Raw genomic sequence first — 24,091 nt, 5'->3', positions numbered from 1 at the left:
ATGGCCACGACCATCTCGTCCACACCGCGCCGGCGGCGCGACGCGACCGCGAACCGGGCCGCGCTGCTCGCGGCGGCCCAGTCGGTGCTGTCGAACGACCCGAACGCGTCGCTCGACACGATCGCCCATGCCGCGGGGCTCTCCCGCCGCGCACTCTACGGGCACTTCCCCGACCGCGACAGCCTGCTGCGCGAGGTGATCACGAACGGCACCGTCCGCTTCAACGCGATCGCCGAGGAGGTCGACGATCGCGACCCGCGCGTCGCCCTGGCCCGGATGGCCGCGCGGCTGTGGCACGAGGCATCCACCGTGCGCGCAACGGCGAACATCGCCCTCGACGACACCCATGTCGCCGTGACGATCCGCGCACTCGCCCCGCTGCGCCGCCGCCTGCGTGCGCTCGCGCGCGCGGGTGTGGCGTCGGGGGCGTTCCGGGGCGACGTCCCGCCGGACCTCCTCGCCTTCCTCATCGAGGAGACGGCGCGCGCGACCTTGCGCGAACTGCGTCTGACGACGGCGGATGCCGCGGCCACCGTCATCCGCGTGGTCCTCAGCATCGCGGGCCTGTCGTGGACCGAGCAGCGCGACCTGCTTGCCGCCCACCCCGACATCCTCGGAGTGGGCTGACCGCGCGCTGCGTCCGGGAGGGGACGACGTTCGGGGAGGTCTTTCCGGGCGGCATTCGCCCTCCCGGACGCAGAAGTCCTCCCGAATGCGGCATCCCGGCGTCCCGGGTCACCCCCTGATCGCGGAGGAGGACCTCGCCGGGCGGCGCGCGGCATCCCCCTGCGTGCTCGTTTCGCAGCCGTCGCGCCCCCGCCGAAACGCGGGTCGTGGACCGGCTCAGCCGCCCGCTGCGGGCGGGGTGCGACGTGATTCGTCGAGCTCGTCGACGTAGAGCGAGCGCTCGTCGATCTTCCCGTTGCGGTAGGCCTGGCGCCCGACCATGTGCGCCGACAGCGGCGCGGTGGCGAGCTGGATGATGACGACGGGCGCGAGGAACGCAACCACGGGCCACGCCCGCAGGGCCAGCGCCACTGCGATGCAGATGAGGATGAACCCGAGCACTTGTGGCTTCGTCGCCGCGTGGAGGCGCGTGGGCACGTCGCGGAAGCGCAGCAGACCGATGGATGCCGTGAGGCACAGCAGAGCCCCGATCAGCACGAGGACGAGCGCGATGACGTCGAGGATCTCGTTCATCGGTCGGTGTTGTCCCCTCTCGCGACGAAGCGCGCTATCGCGATCGACCCGAACACGCCGACCGCGGCGATGACGAGGAGAGCGGGAAGGCTCCGTGTGTGGTGATTGATCACCATGTCGGCCGCGAGGGTGCACATGATGAGGGTCAGCAGCACATCGGACGCGACGGCGCGGTCGAGGATCGACGGACCGAAGACGATCCGCCACAGCGTCAGCAGACCGGATATGCCGAGCACGGCATAAATCAGGACGATGAGGACGCCCATCAGTCGGTCCCTCCCTTGAGAGGCGCCGCCGCGCCCTGCGCGCGGATCGCCTCGAGTTGTGCGCGCGACCCGACGGCGCGCACGATGCGCGCCTCCCAGCTGTGCACGGCGCGGCGTTGGCTCTCGACATCGCATTCAGACGACACTCCGATGACGTGCAGGTAGAGGATGCGGCGATTCCGATCGACGTCGATGATGAGCGACCCGGGGATGAGCGACGACGTCACGCCCACGTGCGCCATGATCAGGTCGTCGTCGGTGCGCAGCGGCACCGCGACGACAGCCGATCGGGGGTAACGCGTCGGATTGAGCGTCTGCCACGCGACGAGGAGCGAGCCGCGCACGAGCGCGACACCGAACATGACGACGAACACGATGCCGTACCAGAGGTTCACCCGCCCGGAAAGCTCGACGGGGGGCAACCGGAAGACACGCGTGACGAATACGGCGACGACGACCCCCGTGAGCGCTGCGAGCACGGTGAACTGGCCCCACAGGAGCATCCACAGCGCGACGAGCCACACGAAGAACGGCAGCTGTCGCCAGACGGCGGCCACGATCGTGGCGGGACTCACGACGACACCTCCTGCTCGAGCTGGACGAGCGAGATCGGCTGCTGCAGCGCGTCGCCGATGCGGGCACACAGCTCGTAGAGGGGACCGGCGAAGAACGTCAGCGCGAGGGTGATGGCGACCATCCCGGCCGTCGTCGCCGTCATGATGCGCGGGATCGCCCGGCGTTCGTTCTGCTCGTCGGCAGCGGGAGCCTCGTCGAGGTACGAGATGCGGTCGATGACGGCCGGCTCGTCGACAGTGTCGTCGTCTTCGCGCCAGAACGCGAGGTTCCAGGCGCGCATGAGCGTGTACAGAGTGAGCAGGGACGTGATGATGCCGCCGATGATGAGGGTGTACATCAAGGGCGTTCCGACCTCGGCTGCCGCCTGGAAGAGCGCGAACTTCCCGATGAAGCCGGAGAATGGCGGGAGTCCGCCGAGGTTGATCGCCGGCAGGAAGTACAGCACCGCGATCACGGGCGCGGCGCGCATGAGCCCGTTGACCTTGAGGATCGAGGTCGACCCCGCGCGGCGCTCGATGAGCCCGATCGCGAGGAACAACGTCGTCTGCACCACGATGTGGTGGACCATGTAGTAGATCGTCGCACCGAGAGCGAGCGGGGTCGCGATAGCGAGTCCGAACACCAGATAGCCGACGTGACTGACGAGCGTGAAGGACAGGATGCGTTTCAGCTCGGCCTGTGCGACCGCGCCGAGCACCCCGACGATCATCGTCGCCAAGGCGGCGATGAGCAGCAGCGTGTTGACGTCGTTGTCGCGGAAGATCTGCGTCTCGGTGCGGATCATCGCGTAGACACCGACCTTGGTCAGCAGACCCGCGAAGACGGCCGTAACCGGCGCCGGCGCCGTCGGGTACGAGTCGGGCAACCAGAACGACAGCGGGAAGACGGCCGCCTTGATGCTGAAGGCCAAGAGCAGCATGAGGTGCAGCACGAGCTGGGTGGACTGCGGCAGTTCACTCATCCGCTCGGCGAGCTGGGCGATGTTGACGGTGCCGAGTGCACCGTAGATCGCCGCGATCGCCGCGAGGAAGAGGATCGACGAGACGAGCGAGACGACGATATAGACGACGCCGGTGCGGATGCGGTTCTCGGTCGACCCGAGCGTGATGAGCACATACGAGGCCACCAGCAGGATCTCGAACCCGACGTAGAGGTTGAAGAGGTCGCCGGCGATGAAGGCGTTGAAGATGCCGGCCGCGAGGATCAGGTACGACGGGTGGAAGATCGTGACGGGGGTGTCGTCGTCGCCGTCGGCCGCACCCTGACCGACCGAGAAGAGCAGCACCGCCAGCAGCACGATGCTCGAGATCACGACGAGGAGCGCCGCCAAGCGGTCGACGTAGAGGACGATGCCGAAGGGGATCGGCCAACCACCCACCGAGACGGCGATCGCCTGACCGGTCGTATCGACCGTGTACAGCAGCATGGCGGCGATGACGAGGACGAGCGTGAGCGTCACGATCGAGACGCCGACCTGCACTCGGCGCTGGCGCCCGAAGATCAACACGAGCGCCGCCCCCAGCAGGGGAAGCGTCACGAGCAGGGGAACGAGCGCGCTCATCGCCGATCGCCTCCGTCCGGGGTGTCGGTGGGCGCGTCGTCGCGGATGCTGTCGAGATCACGGTTGTGCAGCACCGTGATGGGCGCTGTCGCGGTGCCGATGAAGTCGGTCGTGGCGTCGTCGTCTTCCGGCGTGATCTCATCATCGAGTACGTCTTCGTCGACGGGTGTGCGCGCGCGGAGGGCGACATCCTCTTCGTCGTCGAGGACGGTGTCGGCCTGTCCGAGTTGCCATGAGCGATAGATGAGGGCGAGAAGGAACGCCGAGACCGCGAAGGTGATGACGATGGCGGTGAGCGTCAACGCCTGCGGGAGCGGATCGCTCATCTCTTCGGGCGACGATGCAGCCCCGAAGAACGGTGCCACACCGGGCTGACCCATCACGATCAGCAGGAAGAGGTTGGCGGCATTGCCGAGAAGGAGGAAGCCGATCAGCACACGCGTGAGGCTGCGCTCGAGCATGGCGTACGAGCCGGCGGCGAACAGCGCGCCCATGATGATGATCAAGACGAGGGAGACGCTCATGACACACCCGCCGTTCCCGGCGCCTGTCGGAGGGCCTGAGCCTGCCGGTCGACTTCGCCGCCGAGCGAACGCAACACGTCGAGCACGAGTCCGATGACGACGAGATACACACCGATGTCGAAGATCGTCGACGTCACGAACTCGATGTGACCGATCACCGGCAGCTCGCCCTCCCAGAACCAGCTGGTCAGCGGTGCGGCCCCGAACAGGAGCGGGATGAGCGCGCATCCGACGGCGAGCGTCATGCCGACACCGAGCAGGCGCCCGGCGTCCGTGGGAGCGGCGGCACCGAGCTCGTAGCGGCCGCCTGCGACGTACCGCATGACGAGCGCCATGCCGGCCACGAGTCCACCGGCGAACCCGCCACCGGGAAGGTTGTGCCCGGCGAACAGCAGATAGATCGACACGAGGATGATCGTGTGGAAGAGGATGCGGACGATCACCTCGAGCATGATCGACCGGTTCTCCGGACGCAACCGCTGCCCGCCGACCAACCACGCCTGTCGGGTGCTGTCGGGTCGGGTCGACCGCGGACGCGGCCCCTCTTCGGTCTCCACGAGCGGGCGGCGCGTGCGGGTCGCTGCGGTCGGCAGCGGTGAGATGGCCCGCGAGAGCAGATCGGAGCGGTGTGTCACGAACACGAGCGAGGCGACGCCGGTGGCCGCGAGGATGAGCACGGACAGCTCACCCATCGTGTCCCACCCGCGCAGGTCGACGAGCGCGACATTGACCACGTTCTTGCCGTGGCCGAGTTCGTACGCGAGCTCGGGGAAGCGGTCCGAGATCGGATCGGCTACCCGCGCGCCCGAGGCGACCATCGCGACGAACGCCATCGTGACGCCGACTCCGACCGCGAGGAGGGCGCGAGCGACCGGCCAGACCGAGGCGTTGTGCTCGCCGAGACGCGCGGGAATACGGCGAAGGACGAGAGCGAACGCGACGAGAGTCACCGTCTCGACCAGAATCTGCGTCAGCGCGAGGTCCGGCGCACCGCTCGTCGCGAACAGCAACACCATCCCCAGCCCTGTGACCGACACGAGAACGACGCCGGTGTACCGCTTGCGCGCGCGCACCGCCATGAGCCCGGCGAGAATCATGATCGGCGCGGCGACAAGCTGCATCGGTGTCTGCCAGCCGTCGAGCTGGATGTTCCAATCGGCCATGCCGGCGACGAGCGCGGTGCCCTCGGCGGCGACGAAGACCACCAGGATCGTGCCGACGTATAGCGGCAACGATCCCCGCTGAGTGAAGGTCGTGGTCCACGTGGAGACACGCGCGATACCGCGGAGCGTGGCGTTGTAGACGTCGGCGGCGGAGAAGCGCAGCACGCGGCGCGGTGCCCAGCCGAACCGCAGCTGCAGCGCGAACACCGCGAAGCCCAACGCGATCGATCCGAGTGACAGGAAGAGGGCCGGCTCCCATCCGTGCCAGAGAGCGAGGTGGTACGAATGCTCGGAGACTCCGGCATCCGCCGCCTGATCGGCGTACGGGGCGATCGCGGTGTCGACCCACGCAGCGGCGACGCCGAGCACGAGCGTGAGCCCGGCCAGAAGCACCGGCGCCGCAAGGAAGCCGATCGGTGGGTCGGGCCATTCGGTGACCGGCCGCGGTGCGCCGTCGGCATCCTTCTTCGTCCAGAACGCGCCCCAGACGAAACGGCACCCGTACGCGGCGGTCAAGATCGATCCCAGCACGATGCCGATGAGCGCCACGAGCGCCCAGGGGTCGGTCGCGGCGTCGTGGAGGAAGGCAGTGAGCGTCGCCTCCTTCGCCACGAACCCGATCGTGGGGGCGAGCCCGATCATCGAGGCGATCGCGATCATCGACAACGTCGCGAGGGTCGGGGCCTGCCGGCCGACGCCGGAGAGCTCACCGATGTCGCGGGTGGAGAGTTGGCGGTCGATCACACCCACCACGAGGAACAACGCCGACTTGAAGAGGGCATGCCCGATGAGCAACGCGAGCCCCGCCAGTGCCGTATCGCGGACACCGTAGCCGAGGACGGCGGTGAGCATGCCGAGTTGACTGACGGTGCCGAACGCCAGGATGCGCTTGAGGTCCGATTCGCGGAGCGCCTGCAGACCGCCGAGCAGCATCGTGAAGATACCGAGCGAGATCACGATCGGACGCCACAGGTCGGAGATGAACAGGAACGGTGCGAACCGGGCGATGAAGTAGATGCCGGCTTTGACCATCGCCGCGGCGTGGAGATACGCGCTCACCGGTGTGGGAGCTGCCATGGCGCCGGGAAGCCAGAAGTGGAAGGGGAAGATGGCTGACTTGCTGAGCGCCCCGACCAGCAGCATGGCCACGGCGGTGTTGAGGAGCGCGGGGTTGACCGTCGCCTCCAGCGCCTGCCAGGACACGAGGATGTCGGAGATGCTCGACGTACCCGCCTGCACCGCGACGATCACGGCGCCGACGAACATGACGAGGCCGCCGAGGGTCGTCACGAGCAGCGCCTGCAGGGCCGCGCGGCGACTCGCGCCACGGCGGTGATAGAAGCCGATGAGCAGATAGGACAGGATGCTGGTGACTTCCCACAGCATGACCAGAACGATGAGGTCGTCGGTCAGGACCAACCCGTACATCGCTCCGGCGAAGCCGAGCAAGACGGCGGAGAAGAGACCGACTCCGTCCTTCTTGCCCGCGAAATACCACCGGCAGTAGATCATGACGAGCGCGCCGACGCCCGTCACGATCAAGGCCATCACCCAGCCGAGCGTGTCCATCCGCATCGACAGATCGATGCCGAGTCGCGGAATCCAGGCGTAGGTCTCAAACGGTGCGTTGCCGGCCAGCACGGTGGGCGTCTGCAGCACGGCGTGGGTGAATGCCGCAAGCGGAACGAGTGCCGCGAGGAAGAAAGCGCGGGGTCCGAGACGACCGACGAGCCACGGAAGCACCAGCGGAACGATCGCGAACGCGCCGAGGAAAATCAGCAACCTGGCCTCCTCGGGTTCGCGGGGGTCGTTGCGACTAGTTTACGGGAGTCCTCAGCGCCCGGCGCGCGAAACCCCTCAACGCATCGCTGACGGGCCGGTCGTATTCCCGGGTCGGAATTCGCACGTGAACAACAGTGATGAGGGCTCGCGGTCATCGAGCATGGCGGCGATCACGGCGCCCGCCGCGCGTCCCTTCTCGGTGGCCGCCTGGACGAGGGTCGTCAGTAGGTAGGGAGCGAGGCCATCCACCGGCACACCGTCGAACCCCGTGACGCTCACATCTTCCGGCACACGGAGCCCGAGTTCCTCGGCCGCGCGGATCACCCCGGTCGCGAGCAGATCGCTCTGGGCGATGACGGCCGTCGGCCGCGACTCGGGGTCACTCAGCACAATGCGGCCGGCCGCTGTCCCGCCATCGATCGTGCTCGTCGCGGCCGAGAAGGCCCTGGCATCCGGGTAGACGTCGCGCGCGCCGGCAAGCCGATCGCGCGTGACGTCCACCGTGATCTCGTCGGACTCAGACACCCAGCCCGCTTCGCGGCGCTTGTCGCGGCCGAGAGTGACGATCGCGACATTCTCGTGCCCGAGGTCACGCAGATGCTGGGCGGCCTGACGCTGCGCTTCCCGGTTGTCCAGCAAGATCCGCGGAACACCGTCACCGGCATCACCCTCGATCACGACAACGGGTATGCCCCGGGCCTGCACTGCCTCGAGCGAGTGTCGCAGTATCGGGCTGCATCCGATCAGCACCGCCGCATCGATCGGTGCGGTGATGAGCGTGGGTGCGGAGGGGTCGGCCTCGCCGGCTTCGACCGGGTCCCGGAGGAGGAGCAGGCCGGCGCCGAGGGGCGCGACCGCCTCCGACAGGCCGTCCATCATGAGCCGCTGGACCGGGTCGAGGAACGCCGAACCCAGCGGTCCTTCGAACACCACCGCAACAATGCCGCTGCGCCCACGTCGCAGTGACGCCGCGCGTGGGTCGGGACCGGTGTATCCCAGTTCTTCGGCCGCCACGAGCACCTTCAGCCGGGTGGGGCCCGAGACCGGTGTCTTTCCGCTGAAGACGACCGACGCCGTCGACGGCGCGACCCCGGCGGCGCGCGCGACGTCGGAGATGGTCGCCCGCCGAGTGGTCACCCCTTGATGGTAACCCCTCTGTTGCACCCGGTATCGAATCGATTCGGTAGGCTCTCTGCGTGACCACCATTGCTCCCGAGATGACCCGCACCACCCTGGTGCAGTGGCGGACCGCCATCTTCGCTCTGTTCCTCTTGTGCGGAGTGACGTTCGCCTCGTGGGCCTCGCGCCTGCCCTCGGTCAAGCGCGCGCTCGGCATCGGTGACCTCGAGTTGGGGATGCTGCTGTTCGTCATGGGCGCCGGATCCCTCATCGGTCTCACTCTCGCCAACATCATCGTGGTGCGCTGGGGCGCTCGTCGCGGGCTGTACGTCATGTTCACCGGACTCACGATCGCGCTGATCATCGTGGGTGTCGGCGTGGAGACGCTCGGCTCGTTTCCGGTCGCCGCCGTCGGCCTGGCCCTCATGGGTCTCACGTTCGGCGCCAGTGACGTCATGATCAACGTCGAAGCAGCCGCGGTCGAGCAGCGTTTCGGCAAGACGCTCATGCCGCTCTTCCATGCCTTCTTCAGTCTCGGCACCGTCGCGGGCGCCGGCATCGGTGTCGCGATGGCAGCGTGGCAGGTTCCGGTCAGTGTCCACCTCTGGGCCGTTGCGGTACTGGTCGTCGCCGTCACTGTCGTGTCCCTGCGATTCGTGCCGGTGCACGACCCCGGAGACGTCAAGGACGATTCCCCCGCCTCTTCCCGCCGCGAACGGTTCTCGGCCGCGCTCGCCGTGTGGCGGGAGCCTCGCATCTACGCGATCGGGCTCATCATGCTCGGCATGGCCTTCGCCGAAGGTAGCGCGAACGACTGGTTGACGATCGCGGTCGTCGACGGGCACGGCCAGCGCGAAGAGGTCGGCGCGATCGCACTCACGGTGTTCTCGGTCGCGATGACCGCCTTCCGCGCCGTCGGGGGACCGCTCGTCGACCGGATCGGACGCGTATGGACGCTCCGCATCCTCTCGGTCGCCGCTGCCGCGGGACTCATCACCTTCATCCTTGCCCCGAACCTGCCGGTCACCTTCATCGGCATTGCACTCTGGGGCGCCGGCGCTTCGCTCGGCTTCCCCCTCGGCATGTCCGCGGCAGCCGATGACCCGACGCGCGCCGCGGCATCCGTCTCCGCGGCCGCGACGATCGGCTACGTCGCGTTCCTCTGCGGCCCACCCGTGCTCGGGTGGATCAGCCATCAGATCGGGATTCTGCCGACGCTCTGGATCATCGTCGGCCTCATCATCGTGAGCGGCCTCGCTTCCGGTGTCGCGAAGCCCATCGCCGGCTCTCAGGTCGGCGTCGGCCGCCACTGACCCGCCTCGTCAGCGCCGAGGCGCGAAGCCGTGCTCGGCGGCTCCAGGGCTCGTCCAGATCAGGCGCGCGATCAGGAACGCGATTGCCCCGGTGAGGACCTTGTCGACCAGCGACACCGTGAGATTGGTCCCGCTGACCGCGAGCCACGGACCGAGGCCTCCCGCCTGCAGGTGGGCGAACAACACATCGAGCCCGCGATCGACCTGCCCGTCGTAGTACAGCATCGTGATGGGAACGGCGAGCGCCGACGTCGCGACGGCGACCACGGCGCTCACAGCGAGAAAGCGCGGCAACGTCGCGCCCCAGCCCCGGCGAACGCCATAGCCCCAGATCAGTCCGGCGAAGATCATGGTCACCGCGAACAGTGCGCCGCCGATCTGAAACTTGAGCAGTTCCACGACGACGAAAAGCAGACCGACGAGAGCCGCCAGCCACGGTCCGCCGATCAACGCGACGACGGCCGTCCCCACCATGTCCACGAAGAAGATGTCCCCCAGCAGGGGATTGAAGAACTTGCCGGTCGCGTTCAGAAGCAGGCCGCCCGCGACGAGGGCGACGAGAGCCGGCACCGTGGGGCGGGCGGTGGTGGGAAGGGTCGGTGGCGATGCATCGACCGGTTCGGGCGAGCGAGGAACGACCGGCGTGAGCGGCGCGATCTGCGCGACACGTGTCCGCCAGTCCTTCGCTGCTGCGTCGTCGCCGTCGAGCGCTCGGACGATCTCAGCGACGAGGTTCGCATTCAGGCGAGACCGCCCGAGACGAAAGACATCCGACACAGTCGTGTGCGCAATCCGCGCTTTTGCGGGGATGACACCGTCGTTTTCACGCTGGCGGGTGATCCGCGCGGCAAGCTCTCGGTACGTGACCCCCCGAGACTCTCGCAGCACACGCAACTCGTCAACGAGCGGATCGAAGCGCGCTGCCTGCTTCTGCGGGCGGACGTCCTGTTCCACGGCGTCAGTGTATCCGGGTCCCGCCGCACCCTGACGCCGCGCGGATCGGGCGTCGAGGAGAGGCGCCGCAGGCCCCAGCCCTCCGCGCGACACCTTTCCCCGACCCCTGACGCGCGCCCCCCGACGATGCGTCCTCCCTGTTCTAGCAAGATGCCATCGCGCCACGAGGCTGAGAGCCCATTCCCGGACAATCCCGGACGCGAAACCGTCGAGCGCCCGGGTGTGGACGATCCGTCACGTCGCGCCCTGCCGGTCTTTTTCCTACACTGACGAGGTGAGACTCGTCATCGCCCGTTGCTCCGTTGACTACACCGGGCGCCTCAACACGCATCTCCCGCTCGCGACCCGCCTGATCATGCTGAAGGCCGACGGCACCGTCGCATTCCACCGCGACATCCAACACCAGCCCCTCAACTGGATGAGTCCGCCCTGCACGCTGACGGTCGAGGTTCCGGATGCCGAGTCCGCCGCGGCGGGTGTGCGTGAGCACTGGCGGGTGACCCATGCCAAGACCGGCGACGCGCTCCTCGTGCGCATCTACGAGGTGCTGCACGACTCATCTCATGAGCTTGGCATCGACCCGGGTCTCCAGAAGGACGGCGTCGAGGCCGACCTGCAGCGCCTCTTGGCCGAGCAGGTGGAGGTGATCGGTGACGGGCTCACACTCGTCCGACGCGAGTTCCCGACGGCGATCGGCCCCGTCGACCTGCTGCTGCGGAACCCGGCCGGCGGCACGATTGCGGTCGAAGTGAAGCGGCGCGGCGACATCGACGGCGTCGAGCAGCTCACGCGCTACCTCGAGCTCCTCGGGAGGGACCCGCACCTGGCGCCCGTCACGGGGGTGTTCGCCGCTCAGGAAATCAAGCCACAGGCGAAGGTCCTTGCCGCTGACCGCGGCATTCGGTGCGTCACGCTGGACTACGAGGGGATGAAGGGCACCGAGTCCGGAGCGCCGCGGCTCTTCTGACGCTCGCTAGGCTGGGCCCATGGCGCTGAGATCACCGTGGACCTGCATCCTCTGGGACGTCGATGGGACCATGGTCGATGCCTCCGACGGCATCCTTCGACGCCTCACTCTCGCCCTCGATGAGCTGGGCTTCCCGCCTCCGACGCGCGCCGAGCTCGTCCACTGGATCGGGCCGCCGATGCACGAGTCGTTTCAGAAGAACCTCGGCCTCACGCCCGAGCAAGCCGCCGAGGCCACCACGATGTACCGCCGCATCGGTCGCGCCGATGGGTACACGACCGGAGCCAAGCTGTATCCCGGGATCGGTGACCTGATCGCCGAGCTGGGCGAGTCCGGCATCCCGCAGGCGACAGCGAGCTCCAAACCCGAAGTGCAGGTCGCCGCCCTCGTGGAGCACTTCGATCTCGCGCCGTACCTTCAGGCGGTCGTCGGCGCAACGCCGGATGAGAAGACCCTCGCCTCGAAATCGGCGATCATCGCCGAAGCGCTCCGGCGCCTCTCCGCACAAGGTGTCGACATCAGCCGGCCCGTGCTGATCGGCGATCGCCACCACGACATCGAAGGTGGAGCTGAGCAGGGCGTGCCGGTGATCTTCGTCCGGTGGGGCTTCAGCTGGCCGCACGAGGGCGAAGGATCCGCCGCGCAGGTCGACGACGCCACCCAGTTGAGGGCTCTTCTGGTCGCGAACAGCGAATGAGCGAGGTGCTCGGCGCGATCGGAGCGTGGGTCGTCCCCGGGCTGGTCGTGTTCGGGACCGCTGCCGCGCTCAGCACTCTCGCCATCTGGGCCCTGCGCCGTCGCCGGCGGTCCCCGCGGGCTCGTGCCGCCGCCGAACAGGAGCGGACGGCCACCGGGTCGGCCCTCGTCCGACTCGACGACATGATCGAGGAACTCGACCTCGACGTGGATCTGTCCGGTGCGCTCTACGACGGCACCGCTCCGGCTGCTCTCCGGCGGGCCCGGATGACGGCGCACCATGTCCGCGACGACGCTTTCGCGGAGTTCCGTGACCTGGGTGCCGACACGCATCCGGACGACGTGCGGCGCGTGTCGCGCAGCATCCGCACGCGGACCGACGTCGCGATCGCGTCGATCGAGCGTGCGCGGAGCGAGCATGACGAATGGATGCGGTCGCACGTGACGGCCGCATCTCAGATCGCCGCCGCACGAGATCGATGCCGTCGACTGCGCGCGGAATTGGCCGATCCGGCCGCGCTCCTGGCAGAGCTCGCCGCACGCTGGGACCGCACCGAGTGGGCGGAGGCTGAGCGCGACGCCGCGACCGCCGTGAGCGCGCTGGCACAGGCCGAGCGCCTCATCGACGAGGCCGCAACACGAGCGAGCGATCCGACCAGAAGTACACTCCCGATCCTCGCCGAGGCGGAACGCGCCGTGCGCGAGGCATCCTCCGCTGCGCGCCGCGTCGAGGAGAGGCATCGACTCATCACGGATGCCGCCGGCGCCGTCGACGGCGAAATAGCGTCGGCGCGGGCAGCGCTGCGGCACGCTCTGACGGCGCGGGAGGGGCTCGAAACCGCCGAATCCGAGCGACTCGGAGCCGAGCTACGAAACGTCGAGGCAGAGATGTCCGGGCTCGAGGCACGGGCGCACCGCGCTCCCGCCGCGACCGTGGACGGCCTCGCATGCCTCCGTGATCGCATCGATCTTGCCTTGGGCGATGCCCGCACGGCCGCGCAGCGTCTCCGGGGAGCGCGCACGGCGCTCCCCGGCACGCTCGCGACGGCGCGCGACGCGATCTCCCGGGCACAGCCCCGAGCCGCGCGCGCCGGAGCGGACGCCCGCGTGCGGCTCGCCGCAGCGCACCGCGACCTCGCGGCAGCGCGGGGGGCCGACAATCCGGTCGATGCCTTGGATGCGGCCCGACGTGCCCTCAGAAACGCCGAAGACGCCGTAGCCCTTGCGGACTACGACGTCTTGACGAAAGACTGACGACCCGCTCTGCGGGCCGTGAGGACTTCAGAGGGGTCGGATGTTCTCCGCCTGCAGGCCCTTGGGGCCCTGGGCGATCTCGAACTCGACGCGCTGGTTCTCCTCGAGGGAGCGGTAGCCGCTCGACTCGATGGCGGAGTAGTGGGCGAAGACGTCTGCGCCGCCCTCATCGGGAGCGATGAAGCCGAAGCCCTTCTCCGAGTTGAACCACTTGACGGTACCGCTGGTGCTCATGAACTGCCTTACTAAATCGAGCTGTATTCGGCGCGAGTGCGCCAGTGGTCATGCTAGCGCCGTTACCTGGGCATACGCCTGGCCGATATCAGATGGTGACATAAACGTTGCAATAATGGCCGGTAAACCATTCGACGCCCAGGCGTCTCGCGCTGAGCGCGTGCGCCCGGGCGTCGACGGATCCCCCCGGATAGGCCACGCTGGGCGTGGCTGCGCTCACTCTACCGATATATCAGTGCCTCAGCGAAGGTTCCATTCATGGGAATCGGCCGTGAACACGGGCCGGTGCGACGTAGGATATTGCCCGCGATGACTGCGATTCTCCCCCCGATCGAACTCACCAGCGGCACGATCCTCGGCGACGAGGTGTATGCGCGCATTGGTGACGCCATCCTCGATGGAACCCTCGCGCCCGGGCAGCAGTTGCGCGACGTCGATCTCGCCACCCAACTGGGTGTGTCCCGCACTCCCGTGCGCGAGGCCCTACAGCGCCTGGAGCGTTTCGGACTGGTGGAGATCGCGGTCGGCCGCTACACGCGTGTGTCCGATCCCGATGACAAGCTCCGCGCCGACACCGGAGCGTTCACGGCCTACTTCATGGGCAACGCCCTGCGCCTGGCCCTCACCGAATGCACGGATGACGAGCTGGCCGAATTGGTGAGCGCATTGGATGCCGTGATCGCGGCCGTCGATGAATCCGATCCGATCCGTGTGTTCGACGCATCCGTCCTCTTCTTCACGCGCGTCACGATCGCCACACACAACGCGGTGTTCACCGGGTTCATCCGCGAGGCGTCGCTGGCGATTCGGCGGAATCTCCGCGGCTGGGTGCCGTTCGTCGCCTGCCCGATGGCGCGAGCGCAGGGATACCGGGATCTTCGCGAAGCGATCGCCACCCGCAACGCCGACGAGGCCGAGCGGGTTCTGCGATTCCTCCACAACGTCGGCTGAGCGGCGCAAACGACACAACCCCCGACCGGAAGATTCCGGTCGGGGGTTGAATTCGTTGGGTGCGCGAGGGGGGACTTGAACTCTTACCCCTGCCCGAACAGGTACCCACGCTAGGACGCAGAAACCCGCATGAAAGCAACGGTTTCCGGGGTAGCGAAGGCATGCGCCTACCTCTCGATACGCGCAGAAACGTACTTGGTGCCCCATCGTTTGCCCCATGGGGTAGTGCCTGCGCTTGGCCTTGCGATGGGGTCATGGGCTCTCCTGGCGCATGGAATCGGCCGTGAGGGCACTACCCCGTCTGGGCGCTGTGGCTCCGGTGTATCCGAGTCGTCCACGGGTCGCGATGATGGCGATTATCGCGAGGCCAGCGAGTCCGAGCGCCGCAGGCCAGTTGGAGACAGGCGAGTACCCGGTCAGAGCCCCCACCGTGAACAGCGCCCAGTTCACGCCGTTGTGGCCGAGGATCACCACCGTCACGGAACCTCGCGACCCGTTGAAGAGCCAGGACAGAACGACCGAGAGGCTGATGACCAGCATGAGGTAGGCCAGGTACTGGCTTGGCTCCTGCCGTGCAGTGTCCCACTCGTCGGTGAGGAACAACGGTGCGTGCCAGAAGCAGTGGATCACTCCGAGCAAGAGCGCCGCCGTCACCGGATGCAGTCGTTGTTGAAGCCGTGGAAGTGCGAAGCCGCGCCAGCCCGGTTCTTCCTGGATCGGGCCGCCGCGGAGATAGATAAGGTAAGTGGCCGTCAGCAGCCCGAGCATGGCGGCTCCGCCTTCCTCGGTAGCGAAGGTGGTGCCCGGTCTCAGCAGATAGCCAGCGCCCGTTGCCAGAGGGATAGCGGCAAGGGCCAGAGCCCACCAGAGCGGGCGTGCCCGCCATTGCACAAGGCGACGCCAGAACCGGCGTGTGCCGTCGCGGCCCTCCGTGAGGTGTGTCATCAGCAGCGCCGCCGTAAACGGTCCGGCGAACAGTCCGAGCTGGTTGATTCCCGCGATAGCGGAGAACGGTAGTTCAATCGGCAGGAGTCCGATCCCACTCTGGTGTAGGAAACGGCCTGACTTGTCCACCGCGTCCGCATCAGGGCGGGCTGTCGACTCGGGAAATGTCCAGCTGCTGCGGCCCCCTCGCCGCGAAAGTTGTCCACCCTGAGCTCGAGACCGGCGGACCACAAGCCGATCCCTCTGCGGCCGTCGGTCGGCTGTTAGTCGCCTGCGTTGTGCATGTCTGCGACGAGCTGGGGGGTACGCCACTGGGCGACCGCGGCGAACCAGCGCGTGACGGGGTACGCCAGACGGACAATGAAGTAGTTCGTGAACTCGGCGGCGGCGAAGGCCCAAACCCCCGCAACGGAGAGCGCGACGGCGATGTTGTTCGGCCACCACACGATAAGGCCCGCAAGACCACCCGCGAGGATGAGGACGCTAGCGACCCGCAGGACCCGATATGTCGCAGCGACCCCGCGCGGCATCAGCTCGCGCTCGACCCATGCTCGAGCGAGCAACCAATACACTCCAGCCGAGACCAGGACAAAGAGCAACGGAATGAGCGCGGACCACAGTGCCATCCGATCCTGGGGTTGCGTCAGGCGCGGCACTACGAGAAATTGGGCCGCGACCAAGAAGACCGAGGCAGCGGCCAGCTCACCCGTCCCCAGCCTCAAGTACTTACGGCGACGCTCCTCCCTTCTGCCTGCATCCACCTGACCACGTTAACCCCGCCGGGCAAGACGCATCGGATGGGATCCGACAAGGGGCGTGGACATTGGTTGAACGAATGAACCGAGTGCGTGCCCGGTAGGCGTCCCGTCCAGCCACTCGCGCAACTCTCCGCGCGCCGGGTCACTGCGTGTCGTCGGCTGACGCCGCGATCTGCTCCAACCTGGTCTTGATGGCGAGATGGCCGGAGCCCCATGCGACTGCCACCGCAACGGATCCGGAGCTCGCAGCAACCATGCCTGCCGTCGAGCCGTTCATCGCCGCGAAAATCGCCCAGGCGATCAGGGCCACTAGGGCGATCACAGATCCCCACGCGAGGCACCTCATTCCCGCGCGTAAACGGAGTTCCTGATCTTGGGTAGCGTTCGCCTGCTCAATACCGTCGCTCATGGATCTGAAAGTAGCCGAGTCGAGTCCTACGGGACTCCGCCGAGCGACGGAGATCTGGGCCTAAATGTCCACATGGACACGGCACCGACATCTCACCCGCGAAAAGGACATCTCAAAAAAATCCCTACATCTGGGAGAGCCACCATGGGCTCCAGGCAATCCAGGAGCCGAGGGAGGCGAGAACGAAGAACGCCGTCAACGGGTGCCGCGTGAGCATTGAGGTCATCACTGTCTGTTTCGCCGGCCGGGTGCGCTGCGGCCGAGCTTTTCCGCGACGTCGTGGGCCCAGCCTCTGGGTAGGAGGATTCCGAGTCCGATCGCGACGACGGCGAGCATGAACACGACGCCGATCACGGTCCAGAAGTCGACCCATGTTGAGTCGTCCAAGAACAGCGCGAACGCAAGGGTGGGGATGGGGGCGAGGACCGCGAGGATGATCGCGGTCTGCAGCGCTCGGGTGCGTCCGCGCTCGTACTGCTCAGCTAGCGACTCGGCCCAACGTGTGACTACGGGGTTGGCGGAGAATCGCCCCTCCGCAATGTGTTTGTACGGTGCCGTTTCGCGCGATGCGGCCAAGAGGAGCAGCAGCCCGACACCGGCGAGCACGAGGAGCACCATAAGGCCGATGAACACGCCGACCCCGTCAGTGATCGGTACCAGGCCCGACTCCGCGGCGACCGGCAACACGATCAGGATCGCGGGAGATAGTACGAACAGAGTGAGGGCGGCGCTCACGCGGCGGCGGGTGCGCTGCTTGGCGGCGGCGTAGCCCTGGGCCTCCTCCAGCGTGACGGGCGGGAACGGAGCGGCATCGGTGTGCAGGGGGCTGATGTCGGATGCGATGCCGAGCACCGGGGCGACTTCTTCGAGGTTGCCGAAGTCGCGTATGACCTGCCCGACCGCCTCATTTTCCGCGCGTCCTTCGGCGATGAGGCTTGTGTACGCGTCTTCCATCATGGCTTGCAACTCGGCCTTGGCCTCCTGCAAGCGGGAGGTCTGCGGGTAGGCGCTAAACATTGTTTCTAGGTACGCGATGATGACATTCACGGGGCGGCTCCTTCGATGAAGCGGTCAACGACGGACTTGGTGCTGCGCCATTCCGCGACCTTGAGGTCGAAGTGGGCGAGACCTGCATCGGTGGTGCGGTAGTAGGTGCGCGGCTTGCCCGACGGCGAGACGCCGGGGAACGAGCTGACCAGCCCGCCCACTTCGAGCCGCTTCACGGCGGAGTAGAGGGTGGTCTGCTTGATCGCATAGTCGTCGCCACTGATCGCCGTGATTCGTTGCGCGAGCTCATACGCGTACGACGGTCCGGAGCGCAGCAGCGAAAGCACCATGAGGTCGACGTACCCGCGAATGGCATCGGCACTGATTGTCATGACGCCTCCCAACGGTTCAACTCTTGGTACACCACTCATACTACGCCAGAAACAGTACGACTATCGACCCATTAAACTACAAACCCTTCCCCCGCCAGGCCCTGACCCCCTCCAGCACCTACCGTCACAGGCAAGAGCCCCTCCCCGTCAGAGCTTCCTATCCCACCCTCAGTGACTCAAATCGAGTCTCTTCACTTTTGAATGCCCGTATGCTACCGTGGTAGATACACATTGCACCGTAGTAGAAACATCGAAAGCGGGAGGTGGCTCCGGTGAAGGGCGGCGTGATCCTGTTCTGAGGCTCCGGCACGGATGCGCGCCGCTACCTGGAGTCGGATCGCTCCCGCGCTGACGACTACTACCTGGAGGGCGGCACCGCCCTGGCCGAGTTCACCGCGGTCGACGCGCGCGGTGAAGTGATCGGCGAACTCGGGCTGACCACGGACGAGTACGCGCAGTGGGTGGACTGGATCAACCCGTTTACGGGTGAGTCGATGGGTAAGCCACGTCTGCCCGGCGAGGGACAGCGCGGCAGTCCGCGGTTCGCGGAGATGGTCGTGAACGTCCCCAAGTCCCTCTCGATCGCAGCCGCCCTGCACCCGGAGGTGTCCGAAGCACTGGATGCCGCGCAGCGTGACGCGGTGGCCGAGATTCGGTCGTGGCTCGGCCAGCACTCGGTCACACGCGTCGGGCCGCGAGGCAAGCAGGAAGTCGTGCCCATCGAACAGCTCGAAACGGTGGCCGTCTCACACAAGACCAGCAGGGCAGGTGATCCGCACCGGCACATCCACTTCCAGATCGGCACACGCGTCTGGGCGGCCGACGCGTGGCGCGGACTGGACACGGGTGCTTTATTCCGGCAGCAGGGCGCGGTCCGGGCACTGGGCACCGCCGTTCTCGCCGCGCACCCCCAGCTCGCCGCCGTCCTCGACGCGCACGGCCTCACCCTTGATCCTGTAACGGGCGAGGCAGCAGAGCTGGAGCCGTGGAACACCGTGATGTCGAAGCGTGGCGCGCAGGTCACCCGCAACCTCTCCGCGTTCGAGGCCGAGTGGGAGGCAGCCCATCCCGGTCAGGAGCCGGGCCCGGTGGTGCGGTCGCGCCTGTTGGCGAAGGCATGGGATCACGAGCGCCCGAGCAAGAAGCCATTGCAGCTCGGCTCGGAGGCCGGATGGTTGCGGGAGGTGCAGGATTCCGGATACACCCCCGACCTACCGCGCACCGCTGTGCGACCGGCGCGCGCACTGGATGAACTTGCCGTGCAGCAGGTCGCGTCGCGTGCGCTCGACCGATGCGCGGCTGCCGCGTCGGCGTGGACGGTGCATGACGTGCAGGAGCAGGTGGCGCGCATCGTCACCGAGGTCGGCGTGCGCGCCGCTCCTGACGAGCTGCGCGACTTCATCACGATCGCGACGCGGCTTGCCGCCGACGATTGCCTCTCCATCCTCCCGCCGGATGCGCCGCGGCCGGAGCATGTGGCGCACCTCACGACGTTGCACGTCGTCGCTGTAGAGACGGAACTGCGCGACCGGCTCGCCGCACGCGCCACCCAGTCGGTCAGCGGCGCAACTCCCCGCGTTGATGCGTCGAAGCTGGACGCCGACCAGGTCCGCGCCGCCTCCGCAATCGCCGGCACCGCGCCACTGGTCGTCGTGGAGGGGGCGGCCGGCGCGGGCAAGACCACCATGCTCAGAACCGCGATCGAGGCCGCGGTCGCTGCGGGGCGGCGCACGCGGGTCGTGACGCCGACGAAGAAGGCCGCGGACGTGGCCGCGCAGGAACTCGGCGTGAGCGCCGACAGCGTGGCGAAGCTCGTCCACGAGCACGGCTGGCGCTGGAACCGAGACGGCGTATGGACTCGCCTCGTCGTCGGCGACACCGACCCCGAGAACGGGAGCACTTACGCCGGCCCCTCGGAGGCCGCGCAGCTCGTCCGAGGGGAGCGGATCGTGGTGGATGAGGCGGGGATGCTCGACCAGGACACCGCCCTCGCACTGCTGACTGTCGCGGATGAGCACGGCGCGACCCTCGCCCTCGTGGGCGACCGGGCGCAGCTCCCCGCCGTCGGCAGGGGTGGCGTGCTCGACATGGCCGCGCAGCTCGCTCCGCGCGTCTACGACATGACGACCGTGCATCGCTTCGCCGACCCCGAGTACGCGGCGCTGACGGTACAGATGCGTCGCGGGGAGCATCCGGCGCTGCTGTTCGACCGGCTGCACGCCCTCGGCCTGGTTGTGCTGCACGAGGACTCCGAGGCGATGCGGGAGACGATCGGCCGCGATGCCCGCGACGGGGACGCGATCACGACGGCGACGAACGACGAGGCACGCGAGCTGAACGAGCGAATCCGCGAGACGCGCGTGCGCGCCGGCCTGGTCGACGACGCCCGCACGACCACAGGCAGCGACGGACTGAGCATCGGTGCCGGCGATGTGATCCAGACCAGACAGAACGACTCCGACGTGCAGGTCGCGAATCGACAGACATGGACCGTCCAAGCAGTCGGGCAAGACGGGACAGTGTGGGCGAAGGAGAACGACACCAGCCGGAAGAAGCAGCGCACCGTCAGGCTTCCGGTCGAGCACGTCGCCGAGCACACCCACCTCGCCTACGCCTCCACCGCCTACGGGGTCCAGGGCTCGACCGTGCCCGGCTCGCACACAGTCCTCTCCGACGCGCTGGACGCCTCCGGCGTCTACGTCGGCATGACCCGCGGCCAGGAGACGAACCTGCTCCATATAGTCGCCGCCGACGTGGACGACGCACGGGAGCAGTTCACCGCCGCGCTCGAGCGCGACCGCGCCGACCGGGGGCTGGTCGCCGCGACCCAGGCCGCGCACGAGGCCGTTACCGGACTCGCCGCCGATGGGCCGGTACACCTGGTGAACGCCGAACGCGCCCGCCTGACGGAGCAGATCGAACGCGCCGACCGCGCGACTGCCTGGTGGAAGCGAACGGCGGGCGCGCTGGGTCGTCAGTTGCGGGAGCAGCAGGCCGAGGCCGACCAACTGGAGGCGATCGTCACCGCAGCAGAAGCGACCGCCGCGCAGATGCGGGCGGAGGTTGCCGCACCATTGATCGAGCAGGCCACCGCAGACGCCACCGCTCGTCTCGCCGCACGAGAGCGCGTGTGGGCGGCATCGGCCGCACTCGGCACCGCTTGGCGACTCGGCAGGCGTCGCGCCGCCCGCGCGGTTGCTGCCGCCAACGAGGAGCACGGCGCGGTTGAGGCGGCAGGGCGGGCACGATGGCATTCCCTGCCTGAGACGGCGGCAGGGGTCGAGGCATGGGCCACATCCGTGGCGCACCACGAGGCTGACGCCGACCCTCGCGTGACCACGGCGCAGGAGCGGGCAGTCGGGGCTCGGCAGGATCAGCAGCGGCTCGTTGCCCGGCAGATGCAGGAGCGCGCGGACGTTCGTCGTCAGGTGTTCGGGGACCGCAAGCCGAGCGATCCCCGCGCGCAGGTCGCCCGGTGGCAGCAACGTGCTGAGAACACCCGACGGGATCTCGCCGCGATCGAGGCCCTGCCGCCCGTAGAAGCGGCGCAGCTCATCCGCACCCACGCAGCCCAGGAGCAGGAAGCTACCGAGCGCGCTCTGGCCGAGCAGAGGGCGCGCGCCGCGCAGATCGAAGTCACCCATCGCACGCGCGGCCACGGGCCGACCCCGCCCAGCCGAGGACTCGGGCTGTAACCGAGCTTGTGTCGTCTACTCCGGCTTCGTCCAACTCAGGGTATAGCGGTACCAGAATCGGCGGCGGACCCGTCTGCCTGGCAGTACCGTCCTGGAGATGTGTCTGATTTCAGCAAGTGATTCCGAGGGACGGGCGACGGTCATGCCCGGATAACCCGATTCGCCGCGGAGCTTGCTCAGCAACCGGATGGGGAGCACGTGCACCCCGGACACGATCCAGTCCCAGGCAGTCTTGTTCGCTGACAAGCCGACGATGCAGAGACCGCCCCCCGGCTTGAGCTTCGCGTTCATCTGTTCGAGAGCGGCGAACAGGGGCATGTGGTGGAGCGTGGCGACGCAGGTGATGAGGTCGAAGCTTTGCCCATCCAGCTCCGGTGCGGTCAGGAATGAGCCGAGGACGACCTGGGCGTTCGGCGTCTCGGTCAGGCGTCGTCGTGCTTGGTTGATCGCGCGTGGATCAGGGTCCAGGCCGATCACCCTCGTGGCTTTGGTTGCGAGCTTCTCGACCAGGAGGCCGTCTCCGCAGCCGATGTCGAGCACATCCCCGCCTGATGGCGGCACGGCGTCCAGCAGCTCCGCGTGGTAGGCGGTGTTGTGGTTCCAGTAGTCGACCATCGGTCTCGTCGCCTTACAGGCCGGGCACGTCGCGTCGCGTGGTGGACACCTGGCGTCGTGCGCCGAACTGGCTCACGTCCGGCAGCGCGGGCCCGAGTCGCGGTTTGCGCCCCTGGGTGTCCCCACCGCCGACGCGATTGCTGCGCTCGGTGAGCGCGACGAGGGCCAGGTGGCGGTCTGCGGTCCAGCAGACCAGCCGTCCGCGCTGATCCTTTGTGCGGCCGAGAATGCCCGCCTCGGACAGCTCGGTCAGTGCCCGGTGCGCTGCGGCCGGTGAGACAGACAGGCGTGTGCTGACGAATTCGGCGGTGAGCACCGGATCGGAGGCGAGCGTATCGAGGATGCGCAGCACCACCGCATCCCGGCGAGGCACCGCCGGATTTAGGCCACGGTCGCGGCGGAAGGCCACGAGTCGGTCGTGCACGTCCCGGTCGAGCGCGGCGATGTCCGCCGCGAGCCTCACCGCGTTCCCCGCAGCCTTCTCCGCGGCCTGCGCGAAGCCGAGCACCCATTCATCAAGCGTGGGCGGATCGGCGCGGTACCCGGTGAGCCCTGCGATGTAGGCGTCAGTGTCGCCGGCGAAGACGGTACTGATCGGGATGAGCGCATTCCGCAGCGCGTCGCCGCGGCGCAGAACCGTGTGGATGAGTGCGCGCCCGGTACGGCCGTTGCCGTCGATGAACGGGTGGATCGTCTCGAACTGCGCATGCGCGATCGCCGCCCGCACCACCGGGTTTCCGGCGGTGTCGGTGACGAACCGCGCCAGGTCCGCCACGAGGCGGGGCACCTCGGTCTCCGGCGGCGGGACGAATGCGGCTCGTAGTGGCGACCAGCCGGGCCCGCCGACCCAGTTCTGCTCCTGCCGCACCCCACGCTCAAGTCGGGGCTCGATGACGTGCTGGAGGTCCACGATGTCGGAGGTCTCGATGGTGCGTGTATGGTCGGCCAGCTCAGCGATAGCTGACTCGGTCGCGCGTACGTTCGCCACGACGTCGAGCGCCTGACGCGGTCCCTGGTGCAGCAGCTCCGCGATCGCCAGGCGCTTGGGCGTGACCCGGTTGCCCTCGATCCACGAGGACGAGATGGACTCCGAACGGATCAGCAGGTGATTCAGGTAACGGCCCCGCGCTCCGATCCGCTCATCCGCGCGGGCAAGGACCGCCAGTGCGTCCTCCGCCGCTCCCTGCGCCTCGGCGCCCAGCATCGGGAGGCTGTCGCCCAGTTCGTCGGGCACGTAAGCGAGGTAACGACCGGGCGCGCGATCCTTGCGGCTCAGACCGCCCGCATCCTCGGGATGCCACAGACGCTCGACGTACCCACCCATCACAGCCTCCCTTCCGTCGTCGCTATTTCTACTTTAGATATACTAGCCGAGAAATAGCATCGGCCGAGCCAAGGTTAGTCAGTCGGCAGTCGTGTCGTCGGCGAACAAGCTCAGGAACTTCTCTCGCGGAATCACTACGCGACGGCCGAGCTTGACGGAGGGGATGGTGCCCTCCTCGATGCCTGCCGTGATGGTGCGGGGATCGACGCCGAGGGCTTGGGCGGCTTCCTGGCGGGTGATGACGAGGCTGCGCCGCCTTCGGAGGTCGTCGATATCAAGGGTGCTCTGACGCATGATCGCACCATCCGTTCTTTGCCGCGCGCGAGGAGGGTGCATTCAACGGTAGAAGCCCATGCTTGCGTTGTCAAGTACCGCGCTGTATGTTCTTACTATGGAAACAGAGCGG

Annotated in this window: 24 protein-coding genes and 1 pseudogene; 8 read left to right on the top strand and 17 right to left on the bottom strand. The window is 67.7% G+C overall.

Annotated features, from left to right (window positions below):
• Window positions 1–627, top strand: a complete 627-nt coding sequence (locus Q0653_RS06755) for a TetR/AcrR family transcriptional regulator (protein ID WP_261607653.1) — start codon at window positions 1–3, stop codon at window positions 625–627.
• Between the two features lie 216 nt (window positions 628–843).
• Here the strand turns inward: Q0653_RS06755 and mnhG are convergent, their stop codons facing one another.
• The 7 genes from mnhG to Q0653_RS06720 form a co-directional block, all read right to left on the bottom strand.
• Entirely contained in the window at window positions 844–1,200 is a 357-nt protein-coding gene (gene mnhG / locus Q0653_RS06750; protein ID WP_298943667.1) for a monovalent cation/H(+) antiporter subunit G, read from the bottom strand.
• Window positions 1,197–1,466 carry a monovalent cation/H+ antiporter complex subunit F gene (locus Q0653_RS06745; protein ID WP_298943664.1) on the bottom strand — a complete coding sequence of 90 codons (270 nt, stop codon included), beginning with the start codon at window positions 1,464–1,466 and terminating at the stop codon, window positions 1,197–1,199. The genes mnhG and Q0653_RS06745 overlap by 4 nt, the downstream gene beginning before the upstream one ends.
• A complete protein-coding gene (locus tag Q0653_RS06740; RefSeq protein WP_298943662.1) occupies window positions 1,466–2,041 on the bottom strand; it encodes a Na+/H+ antiporter subunit E in 576 nt (191 codons plus the stop codon). Before Q0653_RS06740 ends, Q0653_RS06745 begins: the two co-directional genes overlap by 1 nt.
• Entirely contained in the window at window positions 2,038–3,603 is a 1,566-nt protein-coding gene (locus Q0653_RS06735; RefSeq protein WP_298943660.1) for a Na+/H+ antiporter subunit D, read from the bottom strand. Before Q0653_RS06735 ends, Q0653_RS06740 begins: the two co-directional genes overlap by 4 nt.
• Window positions 3,600–4,127: a Na(+)/H(+) antiporter subunit C gene (locus Q0653_RS06730; protein ID WP_298742908.1), complete on the bottom strand. Its 528-nt coding sequence runs from the start codon at window positions 4,125–4,127 to the stop codon at window positions 3,600–3,602. Before Q0653_RS06730 ends, Q0653_RS06735 begins: the two co-directional genes overlap by 4 nt.
• The gene (locus Q0653_RS06725) at window positions 4,124–7,072 is read right to left on the bottom strand and encodes a Na+/H+ antiporter subunit A (RefSeq protein ID WP_298943658.1); all 2,949 of its coding nucleotides are present in this window, start codon (window positions 7,070–7,072) and stop codon (window positions 4,124–4,126) included. Before Q0653_RS06725 ends, Q0653_RS06730 begins: the two co-directional genes overlap by 4 nt.
• Window positions 7,073–7,147: 75 nt before the next feature.
• The gene (locus Q0653_RS06720; protein ID WP_298943656.1) at window positions 7,148–8,209 is read right to left on the bottom strand and encodes a LacI family DNA-binding transcriptional regulator; all 1,062 of its coding nucleotides are present in this window, start codon (window positions 8,207–8,209) and stop codon (window positions 7,148–7,150) included.
• A gap of 68 nt (window positions 8,210–8,277) precedes the next feature.
• Here Q0653_RS06720 and Q0653_RS06715 point away from each other — a divergent pair, with 68 nt between their 5' ends.
• On the top strand, window positions 8,278–9,504 hold the full coding sequence (locus tag Q0653_RS06715; protein ID WP_298943932.1) for an MFS transporter: 1,227 nt from the start codon (window positions 8,278–8,280) through the stop codon (window positions 9,502–9,504).
• A gap of 9 nt (window positions 9,505–9,513) precedes the next feature.
• Here Q0653_RS06715 and Q0653_RS06710 read toward each other — a convergent pair whose 3' ends face one another.
• Window positions 9,514–10,458, bottom strand: coding sequence for a helix-turn-helix transcriptional regulator (locus Q0653_RS06710; protein WP_298943654.1), 945 nt, complete (start codon window positions 10,456–10,458; stop codon window positions 9,514–9,516).
• A 274-nt stretch (window positions 10,459–10,732) separates the two neighbouring features.
• On the opposite strand from Q0653_RS06710, the gene nucS reads away from it, so the two are divergent.
• The 3 genes from nucS to Q0653_RS06695 are packed head-to-tail and all read left to right on the top strand — an operon-like array spanning window position 10,733 to window position 13,375.
• A complete protein-coding gene (gene nucS / locus Q0653_RS06705) occupies window positions 10,733–11,425 on the top strand; it encodes an endonuclease NucS (RefSeq protein ID WP_298742900.1) in 693 nt (230 codons plus the stop codon).
• Window positions 11,426–11,444: 19 nt separating this feature from the next.
• Window positions 11,445–12,122, top strand: a complete 678-nt coding sequence (locus tag Q0653_RS06700; RefSeq protein WP_298943652.1) for an HAD hydrolase-like protein — start codon at window positions 11,445–11,447, stop codon at window positions 12,120–12,122.
• A complete protein-coding gene (locus Q0653_RS06695; protein WP_298943650.1) occupies window positions 12,119–13,375 on the top strand; it encodes a hypothetical protein in 1,257 nt (418 codons plus the stop codon). The genes Q0653_RS06700 and Q0653_RS06695 overlap by 4 nt, the downstream gene beginning before the upstream one ends.
• Before the next feature lie 27 nt (window positions 13,376–13,402).
• Here the strand turns inward: Q0653_RS06695 and Q0653_RS06690 are convergent, their stop codons facing one another.
• On the bottom strand, window positions 13,403–13,609 hold the full coding sequence (locus tag Q0653_RS06690; RefSeq protein ID WP_005054759.1) for a cold-shock protein: 207 nt from the start codon (window positions 13,607–13,609) through the stop codon (window positions 13,403–13,405).
• A gap of 309 nt (window positions 13,610–13,918) precedes the next feature.
• Between Q0653_RS06690 and Q0653_RS06685 the strand changes: the two genes are divergently transcribed.
• Window positions 13,919–14,560, top strand: a complete 642-nt coding sequence (locus Q0653_RS06685) for a GntR family transcriptional regulator (protein WP_298943647.1) — start codon at window positions 13,919–13,921, stop codon at window positions 14,558–14,560.
• A gap of 252 nt (window positions 14,561–14,812) precedes the next feature.
• On the opposite strand, the gene Q0653_RS06680 is transcribed toward Q0653_RS06685, so the two are convergent.
• The 5 genes from Q0653_RS06680 to Q0653_RS06660 all read right to left on the bottom strand — a co-directional run bounded on the left by Q0653_RS06680 (window position 14,813) and on the right by Q0653_RS06660 (window position 18,051).
• Window positions 14,813–15,634, bottom strand: a complete 822-nt coding sequence (locus tag Q0653_RS06680) for a CPBP family intramembrane glutamic endopeptidase (protein ID WP_298943645.1) — start codon at window positions 15,632–15,634, stop codon at window positions 14,813–14,815.
• Window positions 15,635–15,768: 134 nt separating this feature from the next.
• A complete protein-coding gene (locus Q0653_RS06675) occupies window positions 15,769–16,131 on the bottom strand; it encodes a hypothetical protein (RefSeq protein ID WP_298943643.1) in 363 nt (120 codons plus the stop codon).
• 274 nt (window positions 16,132–16,405) lie between these two features.
• Window positions 16,406–16,672, bottom strand: a complete 267-nt coding sequence (locus Q0653_RS06670; RefSeq protein WP_298943641.1) for a hypothetical protein — start codon at window positions 16,670–16,672, stop codon at window positions 16,406–16,408.
• Between the two features lie 225 nt (window positions 16,673–16,897).
• On the bottom strand, window positions 16,898–17,719 hold the full coding sequence (locus Q0653_RS06665; protein WP_298943639.1) for a permease prefix domain 1-containing protein: 822 nt from the start codon (window positions 17,717–17,719) through the stop codon (window positions 16,898–16,900).
• On the bottom strand, window positions 17,716–18,051 hold the full coding sequence (locus tag Q0653_RS06660) for a helix-turn-helix transcriptional regulator (RefSeq protein ID WP_060761406.1): 336 nt from the start codon (window positions 18,049–18,051) through the stop codon (window positions 17,716–17,718). Before Q0653_RS06660 ends, Q0653_RS06665 begins: the two co-directional genes overlap by 4 nt.
• A 320-nt stretch (window positions 18,052–18,371) precedes the next feature.
• Here Q0653_RS06660 and mobF point away from each other — a divergent pair.
• Window positions 18,372–19,229, top strand: a pseudogene (gene mobF / locus Q0653_RS06655) (MobF family relaxase); the annotation flags it as partial.
• Between the two features lie 6 nt (window positions 19,230–19,235).
• The gene (locus Q0653_RS06650) at window positions 19,236–21,746 is read left to right on the top strand and encodes an AAA family ATPase (RefSeq protein WP_298943929.1); all 2,511 of its coding nucleotides are present in this window, start codon (window positions 19,236–19,238) and stop codon (window positions 21,744–21,746) included.
• Between the two features lie 15 nt (window positions 21,747–21,761).
• Here the strand turns inward: Q0653_RS06650 and Q0653_RS06645 are convergent, their stop codons facing one another.
• From Q0653_RS06645 to Q0653_RS06635, 3 genes are all read right to left on the bottom strand, one after another.
• A complete protein-coding gene (locus Q0653_RS06645; RefSeq protein ID WP_060761404.1) occupies window positions 21,762–22,361 on the bottom strand; it encodes a class I SAM-dependent methyltransferase in 600 nt (199 codons plus the stop codon).
• Between the two features lie 13 nt (window positions 22,362–22,374).
• Window positions 22,375–23,685: a Fic family protein gene (locus Q0653_RS06640; protein ID WP_298943631.1), complete on the bottom strand. Its 1,311-nt coding sequence runs from the start codon at window positions 23,683–23,685 to the stop codon at window positions 22,375–22,377.
• A 78-nt stretch (window positions 23,686–23,763) separates the two neighbouring features.
• Entirely contained in the window at window positions 23,764–23,979 is a 216-nt protein-coding gene (locus Q0653_RS06635; protein ID WP_298943630.1) for a helix-turn-helix domain-containing protein, read from the bottom strand.
• Window positions 23,980–24,091: the final 112 nt, after the last annotated feature.

This window comes from uncultured Microbacterium sp. (genome assembly GCF_947488465.1).
Lineage (GTDB): Bacteria > Actinomycetota > Actinomycetes > Actinomycetales > Microbacteriaceae > Microbacterium.
This window is presented reverse-complemented; position numbering and strand designations above follow the sequence as displayed.

Bases quoted from the DNA above. Each gene is read 5' to 3' on its own strand.
- Q0653_RS06635 (WP_298943630.1), bottom strand. From the start codon at position 23,979: ATGCGTCAGAGCACCCTTGATATCGACGACCTCCGAAGGCGGCGCAGC.
- Q0653_RS06730 (WP_298742908.1), bottom strand. From the start codon at position 4,127: ATGAGCGTCTCCCTCGTCTTGATCATCATCATGGGCGCGCTGTTCGCC.
- Q0653_RS06670 (WP_298943641.1), bottom strand. From the start codon at position 16,672: ATGAGCGACGGTATTGAGCAGGCGAACGCTACCCAAGATCAGGAACTC.
- Q0653_RS06695 (WP_298943650.1), top strand. From the start codon at position 12,119: ATGAGCGAGGTGCTCGGCGCGATCGGAGCGTGGGTCGTCCCCGGGCTG.
- Q0653_RS06700 (WP_298943652.1), top strand. From the start codon at position 11,445: ATGGCGCTGAGATCACCGTGGACCTGCATCCTCTGGGACGTCGATGGG.
- Q0653_RS06755 (WP_261607653.1), top strand. From the start codon at position 1: ATGGCCACGACCATCTCGTCCACACCGCGCCGGCGGCGCGACGCGACC.
- Q0653_RS06745 (WP_298943664.1), bottom strand. From the start codon at position 1,466: ATGGGCGTCCTCATCGTCCTGATTTATGCCGTGCTCGGCATATCCGGT.
- Q0653_RS06645 (WP_060761404.1), bottom strand. From the start codon at position 22,361: ATGGTCGACTACTGGAACCACAACACCGCCTACCACGCGGAGCTGCTG.
- Q0653_RS06690 (WP_005054759.1), bottom strand. From the start codon at position 13,609: ATGAGCACCAGCGGTACCGTCAAGTGGTTCAACTCGGAGAAGGGCTTC.
- Q0653_RS06675 (WP_298943643.1), bottom strand. From the start codon at position 16,131: ATGGCACTGTGGTCCGCGCTCATTCCGTTGCTCTTTGTCCTGGTCTCG.
- Q0653_RS06640 (WP_298943631.1), bottom strand. From the start codon at position 23,685: ATGGGTGGGTACGTCGAGCGTCTGTGGCATCCCGAGGATGCGGGCGGT.
- mnhG (WP_298943667.1), bottom strand. From the start codon at position 1,200: ATGAACGAGATCCTCGACGTCATCGCGCTCGTCCTCGTGCTGATCGGG.
- Q0653_RS06660 (WP_060761406.1), bottom strand. From the start codon at position 18,051: ATGACAATCAGTGCCGATGCCATTCGCGGGTACGTCGACCTCATGGTG.
- Q0653_RS06685 (WP_298943647.1), top strand. From the start codon at position 13,919: ATGACTGCGATTCTCCCCCCGATCGAACTCACCAGCGGCACGATCCTC.
- Q0653_RS06735 (WP_298943660.1), bottom strand. From the start codon at position 3,603: ATGAGCGCGCTCGTTCCCCTGCTCGTGACGCTTCCCCTGCTGGGGGCG.